The sequence below is a fragment of the Cognatundibacterium rivi genome (genome assembly GCF_018139565.1).
GTDB lineage: Bacteria > Pseudomonadota > Gammaproteobacteria > Burkholderiales > Burkholderiaceae_D > Undibacterium > Undibacterium rivi.
This window is the reverse complement of sequence record NZ_JAGSPK010000002.1, coordinates 819,951-842,263: the sequence shown is the minus strand read 5'-3', so window position 1 is coordinate 842,263 and position 22,313 is coordinate 819,951. Positions and strand designations below refer to the sequence as shown.

Below are 22,313 nucleotides of genomic sequence, written 5' to 3'. Positions count from 1 at the left end.
GCATCCTTATCGTTGCTTCAAGATATGATGAAAAAAATCGCCAACTGCAAAATCAGTTGGCGATTTTTGTATTTGCTTTGTATCTGCTCTTGCGTACAGATCAGGCAACAGCCTTTAATGCGACAGCTTGTTCCAGCATGGTGCCAGTCTCGCGATAACGGACATGCCAGGAAAACGCTTTCTCCAGCACGTGTGGTGTCTGTCCACCACGTAATTCAGCCTCTGCCAGATAATCCAGTAGCATTTGTTTGTATGGCTCTGCCACACAATTCTGAATGATTTTCTGTGCACGTTCACGCGGCGCTAATCCGCGCAGATCGGCGAGGCCGACATCGGTCACGATAATGTCAACGTCATGTTCATTGTGGTCAACGTGCGTAACCATAGGAACGATGCTCGATATTTTCCCGTTCTTGGCAATTGCTTTGGTCGCAAAGACGGACAGATAGGCGTTGCGGGCAAAATCACCCGAGCCGCCGATACCATTCATCATATGGGTGCCGAGCACATGTGTGGAATTCACATTGCCATAAATATCGGCTTCAAGCGCAGTGTTGATAGCGATGATACCGAGACGACGAATGACTTCGGGATGATTGCTGACTTCCTGCGGACGGAGCACCAGGCGATCTTTGTATTTACCGATATTGGCAAATACTTCCTGGCTTTTTTGTGCCGAGAGTGTGATCGACGAGCCTGAAGCAAAGTCCAGTTTTCCGGCATCAAAAAGATCGAAAGTGGAGTCTTGCAAGACCTCTGAATACATTTGCAAATGTTCAAAAGGGCTGTCAATGAAGCCCATCATGACCGCGTTCGCTATCGTGCCGATGCCCGCCTGCATAGGCATCAGGCTGTTGGTCAATCTGCCATCTTTGACTTCTTGTTTGAAAAATTCAACGAGGTGGGCAGCGATCTGTGCGGTTTCTTCGTCTGGCGGCAAAATGGTCGAAGCGCTGTCCGCTTTCTCGGTAATGACGATTGCCACAATTTTTTCAGGCGGGATCATGATTGCCGTTGTCCCAACGCGGTCGCTGGCCGACATGATAGGAATCGGTTCCCGTTGCGGTCTGTGTTTAGGGATAAAAATATCGTGCAGACCTTCGAGCTCCATGGATTGGGTGAGATTGATCTCGACGATCACCTGATCCGCCAGAATAGCAAAGCTGGCGCTGTTACCAACAGATGTGGTCGGGATGATGGCGCCGGTTTCTGTGATGGCGATTGCCTCAATAATGGCAACGTCAATCGCATTGATCTGACGCGTACGCAATTGCTCAACTGTTTCGGATAAATGCTGATCGACATACATGATCTCACCGCGGTTAATTGCTGCGCGCAAGGTTGGGTCTGCCTGAAAAGGCATGCGGCGAGTCATGGCACCGGCTTCGGTCAGCGTTTTGTCGACATCGCTGCCCAGTGATGCGCCAGTCATCAGGGTAATTTTCAGTTGTTCAGATTTTGCCCGTTCCGCAATCGCGAGGGGAACAACTTTAGCGTCACCCGCTCGTGTGAAACCGCTCATGCCTACCGTCATTCCGTCTTCTATCCACGACGCTGCCCGTTCGGCAGTCGTGACGCGATTTCTTAATTCTGGAAGACGTATCCGTTGTTGTTGAGCTTCGTGCATTTTTATATTCCTTTGTCTCTGAAAGTAGATGGGAGAATTACTTTATGTTCTGATTTCCTGATTCTTCGATCAGGTTGTTGTTGCCGGTGTTTCTGAAATCTGTACTTGTTTTACTTGCCTAAGTCAGCCGGTAACCCACCGGTAGCATTGGGACGGGGAGAGGGGTATGTTGTATTGCTTCGAGCAAATCAATTTCGATGGCGCGACAGATTGCATCTAATGGCAAATCATTCGCGTCGAGACCAAAGGGCTCTTCGATTTCATCACCGAGTGCATCCAAACCGAAGAAGGTATAAGCAACAATTGCCACCACAAATGGCGTCATAAAGCCGATGGAATCCACTAGTCCGAAAGGCAGCAGAAAACAGTAGATATAGGCGGTCCGGTGCAGCAGCAATGTGTAAGAAAAAGGAATGGGCGTATTTTTTATACGCTCGCACGCGGCTGCGGCGGCTGTGATGGCTGATAAGGTGGTGTCAATATTGGCCGCAAGACACGGATCGATGCGCTTTTCATTCATACTTTGCTGCAGATCCAGCGCCATACGATTGATTAAAAAATCGGGTTTGTTTTTGGAGGTCTGAATTAATTTGACTTCTTCCTGCGTCAGCCATTGCGGCATATCTTCACCCGGTAAATCACGTAGCAAATTTTTCAGCGCGTAGGAAAAAGCGATTGCCCGGTAAATCATGCGAACCCGGATATCGTTCAGCCCGTTAGATGCCAGTGCAGTCACAGGGTAGGTAATCAGGCTTTGACATTGGCGTGATAGGTTGCGGCTTCTGATGAGAAGCTCGCCCCAGAGTTTGCGCGCTTCCCAAAAACGGTCATACGCAGTGTTATTCCTGAAGCCGAGAAAAATAGAGATAGGTAAACCGATCAAGGTAAACGGGATGGTCGTCAGCGTGATCTTGAGTTTGAATAAGTCGCCATGTGACATGGTGACCAGGGTCGCAATCAGTATGTTTATTGTCAGGGCCGGCAATATTCTTGGCAATACGGAGCCACGCAACATGAGAAACAACCTGAAGCCAGACGGGCGATCCCTGACTATCATGCTTTTTCCCAATTTTTTATATGTTTCACCGATAACCCGTCAAAATACTAATATATTAGTGAATTAAAACACTAATATATTAGTAAGTCAATCTGTACAATGGCTTTGAATTATTGAAAATAATTAATCTGAATGGAGTCAATATGAATCACAGGATTGCTTACCGAAATTTGCCGCAACTGTTTTTGAAGGCGCGCGCGAATCTGATGAGTCACTTTCGGCCGATATTGAGTCGGTTTGGCTTAACCGATCAGCAGTGGCGAATTTTTCGTGTGCTTGATGAACACGGCCAACTCGAACCACGAGAGTTGTGTGATTTATGCCAGATATCCAGCCCCAGTATGGCAGGCGTGCTCAAGCGCATGGAAGAACTTGACCTGATCCGCCGTTGCGATGTGAAAGGGGATCAACGTCGCGTATTAATTGCCTTATCAGAGCAGGGGGACGCGCTGATGCTGAAAATTGCCCCATTGATTGACATGCAATATCAACACGTTGAGCAGGCATTTGGAAGTGAGGCAATTGATGAACTGATCGCCGCTCTTGAGCGGTTTAATGAGGTAAAAACAGAAGCAGTTGAGCAGGTTGCGTTGGATTAGCTTTTGCGATTTTTTATTTACCTGAAAAATCCAGGAATATATATCGAATTATATCGAATTCTCTATTTACATTGATCAGCGTTGATGCTTTTACATACATGATATTGCCGTGCCCTATCGATTGCGGTGAGACGCGTGGTTAGTATTAGTTCCAGCGATGTTTGATTTTGCATTTGAGTTTTCTGGCCAGTGGTTTATTTATTCTCTTTCCGTGTGAGCGAGACAACACATGTCGTACCAGTTCTTGTCCGGTGAGGTTACTATTTATGTACTAACTGTTGCGTATTAACTTAATATATTCTTTTTTTGTTTTGGACTATTGAGTTTGCCTCTGGAATGCCCTATTGTGCAACGCACCAATAATTACAAGGTACGCAATTGGATAATCATCAAACGAAAAGCAGTCTGGCAGGATTGACGTTAGCGGCAGTCGGCATTGTTTATGGCGATATCGGAACCAGTCCTCTTTACACGATGAAGGAAGTATTTGCGCCTGCTCACGGGTTGCAACTCACGCAGGCCAATATTTTTGGTATCGTCTCTATGATTTTGTGGGGATTGATTATCATCGTTTCCCTCAAGTATGTGACGCTTGTGCTGCGCGCAGATAACCGCGGTGAAGGCGGGATCATGGCGCTGACGGCGCTGTCCCTTGAATCTGTCAGTAAAAATTCTAAACTCTACTTCCCCCTGACTGTGCTTGGCCTGTTTGGTGCTTCACTGTTTTACGGTGATGGCGTGATCACACCAGCGATGTCGGTGTTGTCAGCAATGGAAGGTATTGAAGTTGCCACACCTAGTTTTAAACCAGTCGTTGTTCCTATTACGCTGATTGTACTGATCTGTTTGTATGCGGTTCAGCGTAAAGGCACTGCAGGCATAGGGAAGATGTTCGGCCCGGTGATGTTGTTGTGGTTTTCAGTTCTGGCCTTGATGGGCTTGTATAACATCATCCGTGTTCCGGGAATTCTTGCCGCTTTCAATCCCTTATACGCTGTGAACTTTGTGATTGACCATCACTGGGGGGCTTTTTTTGCGCTGGGTGCTGTCGTGCTGGCGTTCACCGGCTCGGAGGCTTTGTATGCGGATATGGGGCATTTTGGCGCTAAACCTATTCGTGCCGCCTGGTTTTTTATTGTGTTTCCCGCGCTGGCGCTGAATTACCTTGGACAAGGCGCGCTGCTGATGTTTAATCCGGCAGCAGTGACCAATCCCTTTTATTATCAGTTGGGTGCGTGGAGTATTTATCCTCTGGTCATCTTATCGACGGTTGCTGCGGTGATCGCATCTCAGTCAACAATATCCGGGACGTTCTCGATGACCAAACAAGCTATTTCGCTCGGCTTTTTGCCGCGCATGAAGATTGTGCACACGTCAGCTAAAGAAATTGGCCAGATTTATATTCCGGTGGCGAACTGGATGCAATTGTTTGTCGTAGTTGGTGCGGTGATTGGCTTTGGTTCATCGACGAATCTTGCATCGGCTTACGGTATCGCAAATACCGGTACGATGCTGGTGACGTCATTGCTGACGTTTTTTGTTATCCGGTTTGGCTGGAAATACAATCTTCTGTTGTGTGTCGCTGCGACATTTTTCTTTTTAGCGATCGACGTTTCTCTGTTTTCTGCCAATGCATTGAAATTTTTCCATGGCGGTTACTTCCCGATTGTACTGGGATTGATTATTTTCACTTTGATGCTGACGTGGAAACGTGGACGTGAGCTGGTATTTGAAAATCTGAAAAAGCATGCAATTCCGCTGGAGGATTTCCTAGCGTCCCTGTTTGTTTCCGCCCCAGCCCGGGTTTACGGCACTGCCGTATTCTTGCGAGGTGAGGCAGACGGTGTGCCGCATGCGCTCTTGCATAACTTATCGCACAACAAAATATTGCATGAACGGGTGGTTTTTCTGACGCTGCATAACAGGGAAATTCCGTGGGTACCATTTTCTGAACGTATTAAGATTTCCGATCTTGGCAATTCGTGTTACCAGATCGATCTGTTTTACGGATTTAAAAATGAGCCGGATATTCCAGCTGCGCTTGCTTTGTGTGCATCAAGTGGTCTGATTTTTGAGCCTATGGAAACTTCTTACTTTATTTCCAGGCAGACGATTATCTCTACGCCGGGCGGTGGCATGGCAAGATGGCGCGAGGGCATTTTTGTTGCGATGTCTCGCAATGCACGTGATGCAGCGGACTACTATCACATCCCAAGCAATCGTGTGATTGAAGTCGGCGCTCAGGTTGAAATTTGAAATAATGGTGGGAGGGCTTATAAAATCAAAAGTCCTATGCTATAATTTTGTTTTTCGCGGCTGTAGCTCAGCTGGATAGAGTACTTGGCTACGAACCAAGGGGTCGTGGGTTCGATTCCTGCCAGCCGCACCAGATTCAAGGGACTAGATGCAAATCTAGTCCCTTTTTTCTATTCTGCGCTTCTTTTTTTCTTGTTCATTTTCTTCCCCGGTTCGCTGCATTTTTTTTGCTTACCTTAATACTTATTTATCTTGCGTCACAAAAGTTGAGCGGAGGGGCTTTAAATGTTGGGTTTACTTGTGCTATAATTTTCTTCTTCGCGGCTGTAGCTCAGCTGGATAGAGTACTTGGCTACGAACCAAGGGGTCGTGGGTTCGATTCCTGCCAGCCGCACCAGATTCAAGGGACTAGATGCAAATCTAGTCCCTTTTTTCTATTCTGAGATGTTCAAGTTGAAGAAGGTGCTCACGCTGACATGAGTGCCGAATTGGCTTAGTGATTGACTAGTCCTCGAGTATTAACCGGCGCAGACTCCAGTTTTCTGGTGCCTCCTGATTGAGGGAGCTGCGTTTGATCGGGCTGGATCGTACGCTTTCTTCGATGGACGTAATGAGCCGGTGGAGTTGCGATGCGTCAGGCAGCATAGTTCCCAAGAATGCTACGTCATCGTCATATTGAATCAGGATGGTAGGGAAATTTTCAATTTCTATATCTTCGACCAGATGGGCATGGTCTTCTATGTCGACCCAGGCAAAGCACTTTTCCGGATGGCGGACAGCCAGTTCTTCGAATGCTGTGCGATAAATATTACAGGTGTCGCACCATGCAGCGCAAAGGCAGGCGACCAGCCATTGTTTGGACTTCAGTTGATTTTTCAACTGTTTCAGATCATTAGTGTGAATATGTGCGTTCATGTAGTAATTCTAACCGATTCAATCTCAATAGAAATCCAGCCTTGCACTGAAGTGAACACGGTAAAATACGTCTATGACAACGATTTTAGCAATAGAAACATCGACCGAGCTGGCATCAGCAGCTTTGCTTGTCGATGATCAGATTTATGTGCGCGAGTTATCCGGCGTGCAAACCCATTCACAAGGAATTTTGCCTGCGTTGCAGTCATTGCTGTCGGAGGCAGGCATCGCGCTGTCTGACTGTGATGTTTTGGCTTACGGATGCGGCCCCGGTGCATTTACAGGGATACGCACAGCTTGCGGCATTGTTCAGGGGCTTGCCTATGGCGCAGAATTAAACGTTGTGCCGGTGATTAGTCTGCACGCGATGGCGTTGGCAGCATTCGCAGAGGTAAAGGCAGATAATTTTATTTGCGTTCTGGATGCGCGTATGAGCGAGGTGTACTGGGCGCAGTACCGCTTTGTAGGTGGAGTCTGCGTAGAAGTTAGCGCTCCAGTGTTGGCGAAGATAGAAGATATTACGCCGAGTGCTGATCTTGATTCACCGTATTTTGTCCTTGGGAATGGCGTTGTTTTGCCTTCTCAATTTATTCAGTTTCCATCGATTCCGATGATGCCGCATGCAAAACAGGTTGCGGAGTTGGGGAAACTTGGGCTGGCAAGCGGTCAGGATGTCTCACCAGAGCTGGCGCAGCCGCTGTACCTGAGAAATAAGATTGCCTTAACTACTGCCGAACGAGCTTTGGTACAGGGGCAGAAGTAATATGCGGCTTTTCGTACTGAGTATAAGAAAACATGCATAACTTTGTGAAATTGGGTTTTGCGGACATTGATCAGATACTGACGATTGAAGAGGCGGTATACTCTCATCCCTGGTCCAGAGGAAATTTTACCGATTCGTTTTTAAGTGGCTATCAGGCATTTGGTATTCGCGATCATTCCGGAGAAATTGCCGCTTATTTTTTTGTAATGCCTGTTGTTGACGAATTGCATCTGCTGAATTTCGCCGTCCGTAAAGAAAATCAGGGACAGGGATATGCGAGCGCCATGTTGAGATACCTGCATCTTTATGCAAAAGAACAGAGCATGACGTCAGTTTTGTTGGAAGTCCGGCGTAGTAATTATCGGGCAATTGAGGTGTACCTTGCCGATGGCTTTGAGGAAATCGGCAGAAGAAAAGCCTACTATCCTGTCGATGTAAATACCCGTGAAGATGCAATCGTGATGCGGAGAATGTGCTGATGAATGCTGCCGAACAAACGGCTCGTATCAAAATTCTGAATGCAATGGGTTTGGGCCCGTTGTGGCTCTCCCGCTATGCGTCTGAGGAGGTAACTCCAGTAGCTGCGACGTTGGCGTTGGCGGATGTTCCTCCTGCGGCTGTTTTGCCTGACGGTGGCGTCACCGACGTTGTAACAGTGGCGGACCTACCCCCATCTTCAGCGCCAGTGGTGTCTGATCCCGTGGATCGCGTATCTGCAATGTCCTGGGATGCATTGCAAGCCGAAGTCGCATCTTGTGTGGCTTGTGGCTTGTGTAAAGGTAGGACAAAAACAGTTTTTGGCACTGGAGATACCGCAGCGACATGGTTGTTTGTCGGTGAAGGTCCGGGCTATAACGAAAACTTACAGGGTGAGCCGTTTGTCGGCGCAGCCGGACAGTTGCTTGATAATATGCTGCGGGCACTTGGTGTGCAGCGCGGTGAACGTGCGTATATTGCTAATGTTGTCAAATGTCGACCGACGGATAGCAGCGGTAAAGACAGGCCGCCAACGGCCGATGAAATACAGGCTTGTCTGCCGTATTTGCAGCGCCAGATTGCCTTAATTCAGCCGAAAGTGATTGTTGCCCTGGGTAAGACGGCAGCAGTTGCCTTATTGGGGGCCGATCCTGATACGCCGGTTTCGCAATTGCGTGGAAAAGAACATCATGTCAACGGTGTGCCTATGATTGTGACCTACCACCCTGCGTATTTATTGCGTAAACCTGTAGAAAAAAGTAAGGCGTGGCGCGATTTGTGTCTCGCTCAAAACGCTTTACCAACAAATGCCTGATGCGAGTCTATCCAGACTATCAGGCACAGTTTCATCAGCAGTGGGGACATCTGAACGATGTGCATGTCCGCTCACTCGCATGGTTGTTAAGTTCTCCCGATTTGCTCGATCAGCAGTCCTCCGTGTGGCAAGGTGCGATCGTCGCACCGGAGCTGCCGTCTCAGAGTCAGCTTGAACGGTGGTTAACCAAGCTTGATGTATTTCCAGAGCCTTTGCATCAGGCCTTGCGTGATGCGCCGACAAAACGACTGGGTTTGTATGCGGAGGTGTTGCTTGCTTTTTATCTTGCTGATTCAGGTGAGCTGTTTGCGCATGGTCTGCAAGTGAATGACGAGCAGGCACGTACCATTGGCGAGTTTGATTTTCTGGTAAAAGAAGGCGCGGGGCTTGTGCATTGGGAGTTGGCGACAAAGTTTTATTTGTTTTTTTCTGACGCGCCATCTGAACAAAGCGGAGCACCTGATTTGTTTAATTATCTTGGTCCGAATCTCGCGGATACGCTGGGAGCCAAGATGAAGAAAATAGTGCAGCAGCAACTGCGCCTCGGCTTACATCCGGCAGCAAAGAAATTGCTGCCTTTTCCTTTGCTGCGTTCACAAGCGCTTGTGAAAGGCTGGCTGTTTTATCGCGATATAGATATTGCTCGAGCAGGCGCAGTGGTCGATGGCGTATCGGAGCAGCATTGCCGGGGTTACATCTGGACTCTGCGCGATCTGCAAGAGATGTCTGAGTGCGAAGGCGTTATTTTGGCGCGCCTTACCTGGCTTGCACCAGTACAATCGCGTGGTGATGCGGTAATGGAGAAACAGGCATTGCTGGCACAGATCAAATCACATTTTTCACTATCAACCGCACCAGTGTTGCTGGCCATCACCATCACACGCGACGGTATTGCCCGCGAAGTTTGTCGCGGCATGCTGGTTCCCGATGACTGGTGGGATCAGGCGCGCGTGGCAAGATTGCGCGCCTAGTGTTTATGCTCACCTATCAATGCCAGTGAATCAAACTGACGTTGGTTGGCATCATGTTTTTTCATGACGATGAACATCGTGCTCGCCACAAATAAGCCGAAGATCACAATCACCGCCTGAATATTCAGGTCTAAATAGATCATCAGCGCATACAGACCTAACATAACTAGTACTGATAAGTTCTCATTGAAATTCTGTACCGCAACGGAGTGTCCGGCACTCATGAGTACATGGCCGCGGTGTTGTAAGAGGGCGTTCATTGGCACCACAAAAAAGCCAGCCAGTGCGCCAACCAGAACAAGCAGGGGATAAGCGAGCCAGACGCTGTGTACGAAGATCATGGTTGTAACTACCAAGCCCATTGCAATGCCCATGGGCATGACTGCCAGCGATTTTTTGAGTGGGACAAATTTAGCGGCAGCGACCGCGCCGATGGCAATCCCGATAGCGACAACGCCTTGCAGTACCGCTGCTTTATTCAGCGGCATTTGCAAAGATTCTTCTGCCCATTTTAAAACGATAAACTGCAGTGTTGCCCCGGCGCCCCAGAATAGCGTGGTGACAGCCAGTGAAATCTGCCCCAGTTTGTCTTTCCAGAGCGTGACAAAGCAATGGGAAAAATCGCAAACTAATTGCACTGGATGGGGCTTTTGATGCGCGTAACGGGCACCGGTGTCAGGGATGCGCAAATTAAACAGAGCGGCAAGCCCATAAAAGACGGTAATGACGCAGAGTGCTGCCTCGGTCGGCGTATTAATCGGAAAATCAATTACCGGGAAATCAAAATTCAGTAAGGCTGTAGAGATATGCGGGGTAACCAGTGCACCACCAAGTACAGTGCCGAGGATAATGGAGGTGACCGTTAAGCCTTCGATCCAGCCATTCGCTGCGACCAGTTTTTCTGGAGGAAGCAATTCGGTCAGAATGCCGTATTTTGCCGGTGAATACGCTGCCGCACCAAACCCGACGAGGGCATAGGCAATCAAGGGATGGATATGAAAAAACATTAAAGCGCAACCAACGACTTTAATCATATTCGTAATGAACATGACCTTGCCTTTGGGAAGTGCGTCAGCAAAGGCACCGACAAATGCGGCCAACAACACGTAAGAGACAGCGAAGAAAAATTTGAGTAAGGGCGGCATCCAGCTTGGCGATTGCATCGATACCAGTAACGCCATGGAGGCAATCAGTAGCGCATTGTCGGCCAGCGAAGAAAAAAACTGTGCCGCCATAATTGTATAGAAACCACGTCTCATGCTTGTCGTTTGCCTGTTACAAAGTGTTATCGGTCAGCTTTATACCATGAAAATCTCGCCTGATCGCTGAATTAGAGCATGTATATCAGAAAATACTGGGTAAAATATCAGTGTTTATTTCATTTTCTATGAAAAATTATGGCTAAGGCAAAAACTAATTACACCTGCACGGAGTGCGGCGGCATCGTTAATAAATGGGCCGGGCAGTGCCCTTCGTGCGGACAATGGAATACCTTGGTCGAAACGTTGATAGAGGCGGCTGGCAACCGTTTTTCAGGGAAACATCAAAGCTTGGCGCAAACAGCGCCGGTACTGAATCTGTCGGATATCGAAGCGTCAGACGTGCCGCGTTTTGGTACGGGTATCGAAGAATTTGATCGCGTACTTGGTGGTGGCTTAGTGCCGGGTGGTGTTGTTCTGATCGGTGGCGACCCCGGGATTGGAAAGTCCACCTTATTACTGCAAGCCTTATCGAATCTGACGAAGACAAAAAAAGTGTTGTATGTCAGTGGTGAAGAGTCTGGTGCGCAGATCGCTTTACGGGCGAACCGGTTGGTACTGGACACGCACGGGCTGGCTTTGCAGGCAGAAATTCAGCTAGAAAAAATTCTGAACACACTGGCCGATCATAAGCCGGAAGTGGTGGTGATCGATTCAATTCAGACGATTTATTCGGATGCCTTGAGTTCGGCGCCGGGCTCGGTAGCGCAGGTGCGTGAGTGCGCGGCCCAGCTGACACGCGTCGCAAAAACCATGAATATCACCATGATTTTGGTAGGCCATGTGACAAAAGAGGGGGCGCTGGCCGGACCGCGCGTGTTGGAACACATTGTCGATACGGTTCTGTACTTTGAAGGGGATACGCATTCCAGTTTCCGTCTGGTTCGGGCGATTAAAAACCGCTTTGGCGCAGTGAATGAACTGGGTGTGTTCGCCATGACCGAGCGCGGCTTGAAAGGCGTATCCAATCCATCGGCACTATTTCTTTCGCAGCACGAGTCGCAGGTTGCCGGTTCCTGTGTCATGGTTACACAAGAGGGAACCCGACCTCTGCTGGTAGAGATACAGGCGCTGGTTGATAGCTCCTTTGCACCGAATGCCAAGCGGTTATCCGTCGGTCTTGAGCAAAATCGTCTGGCGATGCTGTTGGCGGTGTTGCACCGGCATGCAGGTGTTGCGGCGTTTGATCAGGACGTGTTTATTAATGCGGTCGGTGGCGTCAAAATTGCTGAGCCCGCAGCTGATCTGGCTGTTTTGCTGGCGATTAATTCGTCGATGCGAAATAAGCCCTTGCCGCGCAGTCTGGTCGTGTTTGGTGAGGTTGGTCTGGCGGGTGAGATACGGCCAGCGCCGCGTGGGCAGGAGCGCTTGAAAGAAGCAGCCAAGCTCGGATTTACGATTGCGATGATCCCGAAAGCCAATGCTCCCAAACAGAAAATCGAGGGTCTGACAATTATCGCAGTCGATCGTATTGATGAGGCGATGAGCCGTATCCGCGATATTGACGACGCCGGTTGATTTGCTGGCGGAAGATTTTACCTAAGTGCGCAGGCTGTTGATGACCTCAGTTGCAGCACATATTCCGCTGCTGATCGCGCCTTCCAGTGTTGCCGGATAATCGCCCTGAGTGTAGTCGCCGGCCAATGCCAGCCCGGGTATGCCCGTGATGTTCCGTGGTCGTTGCAGTGACGGAGTGCAGCTGAAGGTCGCTCTTTTTTCGGTAATGATCTGGTGCCAGAGTGGGTTTGCCAGTTCTGGGCGCTGAAAGCTGTCAGCCAATTGCCGCGCAATCGCGCTTGCCAGTGACTGATGATCTTGCTGGTGTTCTTCCGGTGCGCTGATCACGACTGCAAACAAGCCACTTTGATCATCATGCAACTGGCCGCGGTCAAATACATATTGCCCCCATCGCTGTTGCTGTGGGTCGTCCAATAAGGTATACATGGGGCGCGGCAGGCGTGTGCCTTGCGCATACTGCAAATAGCAGCTAGTGATGGCTTCGTATGTTAACGGCGGCAATGTCATGCCAGTGCCGGCCTCGTTCAGCATTCGTTGCGCGTTGCTGGCATCGGTCGCAATGATGACGCCGTCAAACATACGCTCTTGCTGATTGACCTGAATGATCCATCGTGATGCATCGTTTTTTTTGATCGCTTTGATGGCGCCAGAGCATGTCGCATCAGCGCCGTGACGCTGTATGAATTCTGCTGCTTTTTCTGGGAATAGCGCAGACAGATTCAGCCTTGGCAGCAACATGTCGGATGCGGCGCGACTCGCGCCAAGGCTGTCCCGCAGGACATTCAAAAATACTTGCGCCGACGCCTGTTCAGCGGGTGTGTTCAATGCGGCGATGCAAAGCGGATTCCACATCAGGCGGCATAGTCTGTCTGTCTGATCAAAGCGTTGCAGTAATTCTGCCACTGTGCAGTCAGTATTAAGCTTCCATCCCATCCAGCGTGCTGTCGAAGAAAATCTGGCGAGTGCCAATTTGTCTTCGCGACGCAGACCAGTCGCCTTCCAGAGAGCTACGAGCATATGCAGTGGTGCAGGCAGGCGTGGCGCAACGAAGTGCATGCCATCTTCATGCTCCGGGTAGATCATTTGCAGCGGCAAGCGTAAAAATGCCGTGTTCAGATCTATGCCAACGAGCTTCATTAAATTCAGACTTTGTTGATAGGCTCCAAGCAGAATATGCTGACCGTTATCGACTGTGAGCCCATTAATCTCGACCCCGCGCGCGCGGCCACCGAGTGTTTTTGCAGACTCAAACAGGCTGACCGGATGTCCGTTCTGCGTCAATGTAACAGCTGCCGCGCAGCCAGCCCAGCCGCCGCCGATGACAGCAATTTTTTTCGCGACTTTCGCCATTTCAGCCACGGATATAGGTTTTCCAGGCGAGCCAGAGTTTGCGTATCGGTGTCAATGAAATGCGTTGATTCAGTACGTGAAAGCCATCGCGCTGAATTTCCGATAGCAGCGTTCTGTAGATCGCCGCCATAATCAATCCGGTACGCTGCGCGCGGCGGTCTTCAGGCGGCAGTAATGCCAGCGCCTCATCATAGAGTGTCTGAGCCCGTTCGTACTGGAATTGCATCAGTGCTTCAAATTCCGGGCTATGTCTGGCATTTAGTATGTCGGCTGCGGTGACCTTGAACTGTTGCAGCTCGTTGACCGGAAGATAAATTCGGCCCTTGCGCGCATCTTCACCGACATCACGAATGATATTCGTCATTTGAAACGCCAGACCGAGTTTCTCTGCGAATACTTTAGTTTGCGGATTGGTAATACCAAAGATGCTCGCAGATAAAATCCCGACCACGCCGGCGACATGCCAGCAATATTTTTGGAGTGCGGGGAAGTCCAGATAACGGGTCTGATTCAGATCCATTTCCATGCCGTCAATAACGGCCATCAGGTGCGCGCCATCGAGCTGGTAGGTCGACATGTGAGGCAACAAGGCTTTGGTGACCGGATGTGTCGGTGCATTCGCCAGCATGGCCTGAATTTCTTTACGCCACCATGTCAGTTTGCTGCGGGCAACCATATCGTCAGTACTTTCATCGACGACGTCGTCCACTTCCCGGCAAAAAGCATAGAGCGCCGTGATTGCGCGGCGCCTTTCTGCAGGCAGGAACAGGAAGCTGTAGTAGAAACTGGAGCCGCTTTCTGCAGCTTTTTGTTGGCAATATTCGTCTGGTGACATGCTGGAATATAAAAAAGTTGTTGACGCCGGGCTGATCAAAGTTGACAAGAGTTGCTATGCTAACAAACTTCAACATGCCTCAACCTGTTCAAATTGCGATGGTGCATGTAGAACGGAAGTATCGTAATGTAATCAGATTGTAGAATTCTTAACTCAAAACGCGACAGCTCGTATAATAGTGGGCGCATTATATTATCGCTCTGCACAAAAGAGCCTGGCTTTTGACTCGAAACTTTAAATTTGGACAAACATCTTGAATAAATCGAAACTTGTGGCAATTTTGGGTGGCCTGGGAATTCTCCTGGCTGGATGCGGTGGCTTCGTTTACACCTCTGTCGGCGGCACCGTCACGGGTCTGGGAACAACAGGGGCAAATTCAGTGCAATTGATGAATGAGCAAAACTTTGTCCGGACGCTGACTGCAGATGGCCCTTTTTCATTTAATGTGGCGAGCAATGCGAATTACTCTATTATTGTCTCTATTCAGCCAAATCTGGTGAATTGCACGGTAGCGAATGGCACGGGAAAAATGACAGGTGAGGGCGCGTTGAATAACATCCTGGTGACTTGTGTGCCGAATGTGCCTGTATCAGGAACCCTGTCCGGTTTGGCTGACAGCGGCACCATTACCTTGAACAACAATACCGTGAATCCTGCGACCAGTGTTGCCACAGACAAGGCGATGGTCTTGTCTGCTAATGGTGCATTCCAGCTAACCAATTATGTGGTTAGCGGCTATCGTTACAATGTGACGGTGGCAATGCCACCAGCCGCGCAGTATTGCACGGTCGCGAATGGCACAGGCGTAGCGGATAATAAATATCCGAATGCGATTAACAATGTTGCGGTTGCTTGTGTTCCGGCTGTGCCTGTGAAGGTAACAGTGAATGGTCTGACCGCTGGCAATACGCTGACATTGTCGAATGCGACGACCGCCAAATCCACTGCCGATACCTTAGCGATCAGCACGATCGGTATTTATAATTTTGGCTGGAGTCTGCTCAATGGCATGACATATGCGGTAACAGTGGCAACGCAACCGACCGGACAGACTTGTACTGTGCAGAATGCGAGCGGTGTAGCGGACATTACCAAGCCGGACGCAGCGAGCAACATCGTCGTGAATTGCGTCTGAGCACACTGACATTCAGCGTTCGCTTCATTTAAAAGCGCATCAAAAAAAAGCCCACCATAACCGGTGGGCTTTTTTTATTGATTGACGCCTGGTGCGATGGCTGGCTTATAGCTCTTCCAGCATGCCCGCGTCATTAAAATAAAAAATACCTTCCCGCTTGAAGCCCCATTTGCCTCCCTTGAGCCTGATAAACGGTTCAAAGCTGAAAAAACCAACTTCTGACAATGGGATGTCGTTGCTGGAATCAATATACTGGCGTTGATCTTTATCGTTCGCGATACTGTGGCCGACGTTGTTGCGATAATCAAGATTGACGAAACCGTTCTGACGTATGCGCATGTTGGCCCAGTCAAACAACTGACCAAACGTGGTCTGAGGCCCCACCAGCGCCTGCATTTGCTGATGCATCTGTTTCAGGAAATTCAGGCCATTTCTGAATTCGATTAATTGCGGAGTCGGCGTGACTCTGCCGTTTTCTATCGGGAATGAACGGGCGCAATCACCCCAAAAGCGATCCCGCGTCGGACTCAGGTCTATCGTCACCAGATTATCATTACCGACACGTTCTTCGTTGGGTTGATAATCGCGCCCGGAGATGGAGACGCAACTGCGTGAGCCGAGTAATACCAGTGCTGGACAAGAGTGATACCAGGTATCCGGATAGCCTTGCGCCTGCAATAAGCGATGGGCTTTTTCAGCGATACTTTTTTCGGTGTCGTCTGCAGTAATCAGGCCAGCCATTTGCTGCAATACAGTTTTGGCGGCGCTTTGTACTTGTCTGTGCTGTTCGATCTCGAACGCGGTTGGCATAATCTTTCCGTTTCAGCTGAGCGTGATGGTGAATCTGGATTTATTTTTCAGGGCTGCTCTTCGTTACTGCTTTGACGCCTGCGGCAGTCACATCGACTGCTGTTCCAACCACGGCGCCACCGACTTTGACTGTCGTGGAGACAGCGGTATCGGCGATGGCAATGACAGTGCACGCACTCAGTGGGAAAACGCATAGTAGGAAAAACATTCGCGATATACAAGTTCGCATGAGTAAGCCTGGCATCGTAAGGTTGGTGGCGGTGTGGCTGTGATCGTCTGGCGAGTCACATTGTGCGGCTTTGCTTCAGTATACGTCAGCGCGTTATGCACTTATTTGTGGATGCTGTAATTTTTTGTAACTTGATATTCATTTTGCAATAAATTATATACTCCCCCTCTATTTTTAAGAAACCTCGCTAACCTCAGCGTATTCATTGGGCTCTTTTATATACTGGGGGGAGTATTTATTGGCACTGAAATTGGCGCTGAATCAGTTTCTGGACGACATTCGCAATGCGCGCCAGCTCAGCACCAGCCAATCCTTTGCCTTCAGCGTTGGCCTATGGTGGAACACATCACCTTTCACGGCTTCAATTTTCTCTATGATGCGCAGACCGCCTTGAATGACTAAGCGCAGCTCCCAACCGATGCGACCAGGAAGGCGTGTTGCCAGCCCGCTGCCTGAGAGCATCATCTGACGCGCGCGTGCGGTTTGAAATTGCATCAGCGCTTGCCAGGCTGCGTTCATCTTCTGATTGGCGATATCCTGCTCGCTGATGCCGAAGGTTTGCATGTCAGTTTGCGGCAGATAGATGCGCTGTTTTTTCCAATCAATCGCGACATCCTGCCAGAAATTAATCAATTGTAGTGCCGAGCAAATCGCATCCGAGTCGCGGATGTTTTCTGGCGTTGCCGCACGATACAGATGTAGCATGATCCGACCGACCGGATTGGCCGAGCGACGGCAGTAATCTTGCAACAGTTCGAAATCAGCATAACGGGTGGCGACCACGTCCTGCTTAAATGCCGAAAGCAAATCGCGGAAGGCCTGCAACGGCAGTTGGTGTTGTCGGATAACATCAGCCAGAGCGATGAACATGGGCTGGCTACTGTTGCTGTTTTGCTCAATGAAGTCGAGTTCCTGCTCATACGCGCTGAGCGCCGTCAGACGCTGTTCAGGCGTGGCATCTCCCTCGTCCGCAATATCGTCTGCACTGCGGGCAAACGCATAAATGACCTCGACTGCCGGTCGTAAATGCGGTGGAAGTAAGATTGATGCAACAGGAAAATTTTCGTAGTGTTCAACGGACATAAGTGGGTATAAATTCTTAATGACCGAAAAGTCATTGGCAAAGAGGTTGGCCTTAATTATAATAAATAACCAGCCAGTCATTTATTTAAAATCAGTCCTATCAGTTGCAATTCGTTGTGGTAATGACGAATATGTCATCTGATTGCCTGCCGCCTCATTCAGTCCGCATAGTAAAGGAAAACTTTTGTGTTAACACTAAAAACTCCCGTGTTCGCTGACGCGTCCCCCGTTGTCAATCGCGTCAAAATGCGTCACTCAGGTTTATCCTCGTCGCGGGCGCTTGCTGCGCTTTCTATCTTGAGTTTGTTGGTGGCCTGTTCCAAGCCGGTTGAGAAAACCGAGGACGTGCGGCCAGTGCGTGTGGTCACAGCGGCCAATACCACTTCTGATGTGGCATTTGAATTATCCGGCGAAGTGCGTCCGCGAATAGAATCCCGCCTCGGCTTTCGGGTCGGCGGCAAGATCGTTCAACGCAAGGTGGAGTTGGGTACGGTGGTGAAGCGCGGTCAGTTGCTGATGCAACTTGATCCGCAGGATTTGCTGCTGGCACAAACACAGGCGAAAGCAGCGTTGACAGCAGCAGAAAGTAATCGCGATCTTGCTCTGGCAGATTTGAAGCGTTATCAGGAATTGCGCGCTAAGAATTTCGTTGCCGCTGCTGTGCTCGATAGTAAAGAGGTCGCGTATAAGGCTGCGCATGCGAGTTTTGAGCAGGCAACAGCCGGCTTTAAAAATCAGAGTAATCAGGCGGGCTATGCGACGCTGATCGCAGATGTCGACGGTGTTGTCACCGGGATTGACGCAGAGGTTGGGCAAGTTGTGGCTGCGGGAACCCCGGTTGTCCGGGTTGCGCAATCCGGCGAAATGGATGTGCTGGTCGGTATTCCGGAAAACAAAATCAATACCATACGGCAGATGAGTGATATCAAGGTCGGCTTATGGGCTGATCCAACATTGGCATTGCCGGGTAAGTTACGTGAATTGTCACCGGTCGCGGATGCGGTGACGCGTACTTATCTGGCTAAAGTCAGTTTGCCTGCGGATGCAAAAGATGTGCGTCTCGGTATGACGGCCAATGTCAGCTTCGTCGCACCGAATTCCACTCCGGTATTCAAACTGCCGGCCACAGCTTTATTTCAGGATAAAGGGCAGACAGCGGTCTGGATCGTCAGTGGTGGCGTGGTCAAGCTGGTACCAGTGAAACTGACTGGCACATCGGGCGAAGAGGTGTTGATTGCCAGCGGAATTTCTTCTGGTCAGCAGGTTGTGACGGCAGGCGTTAATTTATTAAAACCAGGGCAGAAAGTCAGTATTCTGGGCGCGGAGTCCACGACAGTAAAGGCGCCGGCAACCAAGCCGCCAGTGACGGCAGCGACAGCCTCCGCGGTGGGAGCTTCTCAATGAGCAATTCGTCGAAAGGTTTTAATTTATCGGGTTGGGCGCTTGAGCATATTCCGCTGATTCGCTATCTGATTGTTGTACTGTTGCTTGGCGGGATTTTCAGCTATGCAAAGCTGGGGCAGGATGAAGATCCGCCATTCACTTTCCGTGCGATGGTTGTTCGTGCAATGTGGCCGGGCGCCACCGCTTTGCAGATGGCCGAGCAGGTGACGGATAAGCTGGAAAAAAAGTTGCAGGAAACGCCGTATATAGATCGTATCCGCAGTTATTCCAAGCCGGGTGAAACACTGATTATTCTGCAGTTGCGTGAATCCACGCCGCCGAAAGAAACGGCACAATCCTGGTATCAGGTGCGTAAGAAGATCGGCGATATCAAAGGCACCTTACCGCCGGGCGTGATTGGCCCTTTCTTTAATGATGAATTTGGTGATACCTACGGCTCTATTTTTGCGCTGTCAGGTGACGGCTTCACATACGAAGAGGTAAAGGAATATGCCGATTTCGTTCGTCAGCAATTCTTGCGTATCCCGTCAGTGTCGAAGGTGGAATTGTTCGGCGTGCAGGATGAAAAACTGAATATCGAATTCTCTCAAAAGAAATTTTCCCAACTGGGTATTTCTTTCGATGCCATCGTTTCTCAGATCGGTTCGCAAAATGGCATTGAAAGCACAGGCGTCCTGACAACATCAACCGATAATCTGCAAGTCCGCGTTTCCGGTGCCTTGATGAAAGTGAAGGATCTGGAAAATCTGCAATTGCGTGCCAACGGCACGACTTTCCGTCTTGGAGATTTTGCGACTGTAAAGCGCGAGTATAAAAATCCGCCGCAAGACAAAATGCGCTTTAACGGCAAGGAAGTGATCGGCCTCGGTATTTCTATGGAAAAAGGCGGCAATATCATTGAGCTGGGCAAGTATTTACAAGCGGATGTCCGCACGATCAAGGCAAAACTTCCGGTAGGCATACAACTGGAGCAGGTGACAAATCAGCCTGACGCGGTGAAAGAGTCCGTCGGCGAGTTTTTGCATACGTTGATTGAGGCGGTCGTCATTGTGCTTGCGGTCAGTTTTCTGTCGCTTGGTTTGCATACCAAACCTTTCCGTCTCGACATCTGGCCAGGCCTTGTTGTTGGTCTGACGATTCCTCTGGTGTTGGCGATTACCTTCTTATTTATGCGTATCTTCGATATCGATTTGCATAAGATTTCACTTGGCGCCTTGATTATTGCGCTTGGTCTGCTGGTCGATGATGCGATTATTGCGGTGGAAATGATGGTGCGCAAGATGGAGGAGGGCTTCTCTCGCTTTGATGCTGCGACCTTCGCCTACACATCAACCGCGATGCCGATGCTAACAGGAACGCTGATTACGGCAGCCGGCTTTTTACCTATCGGTCTGGCAAAATCAGCAGCGGGGGAATACACATTTTCGATGTTCTCAGTAAATGCGCTGGCCCTGATTATTTCGTGGCTGGCAGCGGTCCTGTTTACTCCTTATCTTGGTTATCTCTTGTTAAAGGTGAAGCCGCATAACGTCAATGATAATCACCATCATGAGCTGTTTGACTCACCGTTTTATAACCGTTTTCGTGCCCTGGTAAATTGGTGTGTTGAGTGGCGCAAGCTGACGATTGCCATTACTTTGGGTGTGTTTGGTCTTGGGGTATTTGGCTTCAAATTTATCGAGCAGCAATTTTTCCCGGATTCAAATCGCCCTGAATTGATGGTGGAACTGTGGTTGCCGGAAGGTTCTTCATTTGCGGCTACTGAAGCTCAGACTAAGAAGTTTGAAAATTTTGTGCGGCAACAGGAGGGTGTATCCAGTGTGACGAGTTATGTGGGAACCGGTAGTCCTCGTTTCTATCTGCCGCTGGATCAGATTTTTCCCCAAACGAATGTGGCACAACTGGTTGTGTTGCCGAAAGATTTAAAGGCGAGGGAGGCGTTGCGCTTAAAAATCGTCGATATTTTTAAGAAAGATTTCCCAGAGGTACGCGGACGCGTGAAATTGCTGCCGAACGGACCGCCGGTTCCTTATCCTGTGCAATTCCGCGTGACAGGTCTGGAAGTGGCGAAGGTGCGCGAGATTGCGGATCAGGTAAAGCAAGTCATGATGGCGAATCCGAATGCAATTGGCGTGAACGACAACTGGAATGAGTCGGTAAAAGTGGCGCGTATCGATCTGGATCAGGATAAGTTGCGAGTATTGGGCGTGACATCGCAAAGCGTTATGCGCGCAGCGAATACGATACTGAGCGGTACAACTGTCGGGCAATTCCGCGATGGTAATAAATTAATCGACATGGTGGTGCGTCAGCCAGTTGATGAGCGTTCAACTGTGAATGCATTGAATAATGCGAATATCCCTACTGCTAGCGGAAAATCAGTTCCTTTGTCTCAGATCGCAACGATCAAGCTGGTCTGGGAGCCGGGTGTAGTCTGGCGCGAGGGGCGGGAATGGGCTGTTACCGTGCAGTCGGATGTGGTTGATGGCATTCAGGGGCCGACCGTATCAAGCCAGATCGCACCACAGTTGCATGATATTCAGGCGGCCTTGCCGCCTGGCTATAAGGTTGAATTGGCGGGCGCTGCAGCGGATAGTGGTAAGGCGCAGGAATCGATTGCTGCAAATGTACCGTTAGTCGTGTTTATCATTTTTACGCTGTTAATGTTGCAGTTGCATAGTTTTTCCCGCGTCATTCTGGTCTTCCTTACTGGGCCGCTCGGATTGGCAGGGGCGGCGCTGGCATTGCTGGTGCTGCAAAGACCGTTTGGTTTTGTGGCTCAACTGGGCGTCATTGCTTTGTTCGGTATGATTATCCGTAATTCGGTCATTCTGATTGATCAGATTGAGCAGGATATCCAGGAGGGCTCAGATGTCTGGACTGCGATTGTTGAATCGGCTGTGCGGCGGTTCCGGCCTATCATTCTGACTGCAGCAGCGGCAGTGCTGGCGATGATTCCTTTATCCCGCTCGGTATTCTGGGGGCCAATGGCCGTCGCAATTATGGGGGGGTTAATCATTGCAACCGGTCTGACTTTGCTGTTTTTACCGGCATTGTATGCGGCATGGTTCCGCGTTAAAAAGCCGACGTAAGCATAGAGCGATGGGTGTTTCAGGTAACCGAAACTAAGTTGCCTGAAATGTTTTTTTTGAAGCATTAAAAAAATAAGGCACGGGCTTACAAAATCCAGTAGAATTACGGGTTGGAGTTG

The 22,313-nt window shown here is 49.6% G+C and carries 19 protein-coding genes and 2 tRNA genes; 12 read left to right on the top strand and 9 right to left on the bottom strand.

Going from position 1 to position 22,313, the window contains the following annotated elements; translation table 11 throughout:
• Positions 1-100 precede the first annotated feature (100 nt).
• On the bottom strand, positions 101-1,627 hold the full coding sequence (locus KDM87_RS08290; protein ID WP_212678597.1) for an acetyl-CoA hydrolase/transferase family protein: 1,527 nt from the start codon (positions 1,625-1,627) through the stop codon (positions 101-103).
• Positions 1,628-1,745: 118 nt separating this feature from the next.
• Positions 1,746-2,684, bottom strand: a complete 939-nt coding sequence (locus tag KDM87_RS08285; protein ID WP_212678596.1) for a bestrophin family protein — start codon at positions 2,682-2,684, stop codon at positions 1,746-1,748.
• Positions 2,685-2,827: 143 nt separating this feature from the next.
• Between KDM87_RS08285 and hpaR the strand changes: the two genes are divergently transcribed.
• The 4 genes from hpaR to KDM87_RS08265 all read left to right on the top strand — a co-directional run bounded on the left by hpaR (position 2,828) and on the right by KDM87_RS08265 (position 5,936).
• Positions 2,828-3,283, top strand: a complete 456-nt coding sequence (gene hpaR / locus KDM87_RS08280; protein ID WP_212678595.1) for a homoprotocatechuate degradation operon regulator HpaR — start codon at positions 2,828-2,830, stop codon at positions 3,281-3,283.
• 378 nt (positions 3,284-3,661) lie between these two features.
• Entirely contained in the window at positions 3,662-5,539 is a 1,878-nt protein-coding gene (locus KDM87_RS08275) for a potassium transporter Kup (protein WP_230407633.1), read from the top strand.
• Between the two features lie 56 nt (positions 5,540-5,595).
• Positions 5,596-5,672: transfer RNA gene (locus KDM87_RS08270), tRNA-Arg, on the top strand.
• Between the two features lie 187 nt (positions 5,673-5,859).
• Positions 5,860-5,936: transfer RNA gene (locus tag KDM87_RS08265), tRNA-Arg, on the top strand.
• 107 nt (positions 5,937-6,043) lie between these two features.
• Here KDM87_RS08265 and KDM87_RS08260 read toward each other — a convergent pair.
• On the bottom strand, positions 6,044-6,454 hold the full coding sequence (locus tag KDM87_RS08260; RefSeq protein ID WP_212678594.1) for a thioredoxin family protein: 411 nt from the start codon (positions 6,452-6,454) through the stop codon (positions 6,044-6,046).
• 73 nt (positions 6,455-6,527) lie between these two features.
• On the opposite strand from KDM87_RS08260, the gene tsaB reads away from it, so the two are divergent.
• The 4 genes from tsaB to KDM87_RS08240 are packed head-to-tail and all read left to right on the top strand — an operon-like array spanning position 6,528 to position 9,479.
• The gene (gene tsaB / locus KDM87_RS08255) at positions 6,528-7,217 is read left to right on the top strand and encodes a tRNA (adenosine(37)-N6)-threonylcarbamoyltransferase complex dimerization subunit type 1 TsaB (RefSeq protein ID WP_212678593.1); all 690 of its coding nucleotides are present in this window, start codon (positions 6,528-6,530) and stop codon (positions 7,215-7,217) included.
• 32 nt (positions 7,218-7,249) lie between these two features.
• Positions 7,250-7,696, top strand: a complete 447-nt coding sequence (rimI, locus tag KDM87_RS08250) for a ribosomal protein S18-alanine N-acetyltransferase (protein WP_212678592.1) — start codon at positions 7,250-7,252, stop codon at positions 7,694-7,696.
• Positions 7,696-8,508, top strand: a complete 813-nt coding sequence (locus tag KDM87_RS08245) for a uracil-DNA glycosylase (RefSeq protein ID WP_212678591.1) — start codon at positions 7,696-7,698, stop codon at positions 8,506-8,508. Before rimI ends, KDM87_RS08245 begins: the two co-directional genes overlap by 1 nt.
• Positions 8,508-9,479, top strand: a complete 972-nt coding sequence (locus KDM87_RS08240) for a DUF1853 family protein (RefSeq protein WP_212678590.1) — start codon at positions 8,508-8,510, stop codon at positions 9,477-9,479. The genes KDM87_RS08245 and KDM87_RS08240 overlap by 1 nt, the downstream gene beginning before the upstream one ends.
• On the opposite strand, the gene lplT is transcribed toward KDM87_RS08240, so the two are convergent.
• Complete coding sequence (lplT, locus tag KDM87_RS08235) at positions 9,476-10,738, bottom strand: lysophospholipid transporter LplT (protein ID WP_212678589.1); 1,263 nt, start codon at positions 10,736-10,738, stop codon at positions 9,476-9,478. The two genes, KDM87_RS08240 and lplT, sit on opposite strands and share 4 nt — an antisense overlap.
• Before the next feature lie 138 nt (positions 10,739-10,876).
• On the opposite strand from lplT, the gene radA reads away from it, so the two are divergent.
• Entirely contained in the window at positions 10,877-12,256 is a 1,380-nt protein-coding gene (gene radA, locus KDM87_RS08230; RefSeq protein WP_212678588.1) for a DNA repair protein RadA, read from the top strand.
• A gap of 21 nt (positions 12,257-12,277) precedes the next feature.
• On the opposite strand, the gene hpnE is transcribed toward radA, so the two are convergent.
• A complete protein-coding gene (gene hpnE / locus KDM87_RS08225; protein ID WP_212678712.1) occupies positions 12,278-13,606 on the bottom strand; it encodes a hydroxysqualene dehydroxylase HpnE in 1,329 nt (442 codons plus the stop codon).
• A gap of 1 nt (position 13,607) precedes the next feature.
• On the bottom strand, positions 13,608-14,441 hold the full coding sequence (hpnD, locus tag KDM87_RS08220; RefSeq protein ID WP_212678713.1) for a presqualene diphosphate synthase HpnD: 834 nt from the start codon (positions 14,439-14,441) through the stop codon (positions 13,608-13,610).
• 253 nt (positions 14,442-14,694) lie between these two features.
• On the opposite strand from hpnD, the gene KDM87_RS08215 reads away from it, so the two are divergent.
• Positions 14,695-15,576: a hypothetical protein gene (locus KDM87_RS08215; protein WP_212678587.1), complete on the top strand. Its 882-nt coding sequence runs from the start codon at positions 14,695-14,697 to the stop codon at positions 15,574-15,576.
• 105 nt (positions 15,577-15,681) lie between these two features.
• Here the strand turns inward: KDM87_RS08215 and KDM87_RS08210 are convergent, their stop codons facing one another.
• The 3 genes from KDM87_RS08210 to hpnC form a co-directional block, all read right to left on the bottom strand.
• Positions 15,682-16,386 carry a M24 family metallopeptidase gene (locus KDM87_RS08210; RefSeq protein ID WP_212678586.1) on the bottom strand — a complete coding sequence of 235 codons (705 nt, stop codon included), beginning with the start codon at positions 16,384-16,386 and terminating at the stop codon, positions 15,682-15,684.
• A gap of 40 nt (positions 16,387-16,426) precedes the next feature.
• The gene (locus KDM87_RS08205) at positions 16,427-16,594 is read right to left on the bottom strand and encodes a hypothetical protein (RefSeq protein WP_212678585.1); all 168 of its coding nucleotides are present in this window, start codon (positions 16,592-16,594) and stop codon (positions 16,427-16,429) included.
• Between the two features lie 282 nt (positions 16,595-16,876).
• Complete coding sequence (gene hpnC / locus KDM87_RS08200) at positions 16,877-17,698, bottom strand: squalene synthase HpnC (protein WP_212678584.1); 822 nt, start codon at positions 17,696-17,698, stop codon at positions 16,877-16,879.
• 186 nt (positions 17,699-17,884) lie between these two features.
• Here hpnC and KDM87_RS08195 point away from each other — a divergent pair, with 186 nt between their 5' ends.
• Together KDM87_RS08195 and KDM87_RS08190 are read left to right on the top strand one after the other, a co-directional pair.
• On the top strand, positions 17,885-19,102 hold the full coding sequence (locus KDM87_RS08195) for an efflux RND transporter periplasmic adaptor subunit (protein ID WP_329604911.1): 1,218 nt from the start codon (positions 17,885-17,887) through the stop codon (positions 19,100-19,102).
• Positions 19,099-22,194, top strand: a complete 3,096-nt coding sequence (locus KDM87_RS08190; RefSeq protein ID WP_212678583.1) for an efflux RND transporter permease subunit — start codon at positions 19,099-19,101, stop codon at positions 22,192-22,194. The genes KDM87_RS08195 and KDM87_RS08190 overlap by 4 nt, the downstream gene beginning before the upstream one ends.
• The last annotated feature ends 119 nt before the right edge of the window (positions 22,195-22,313 follow it).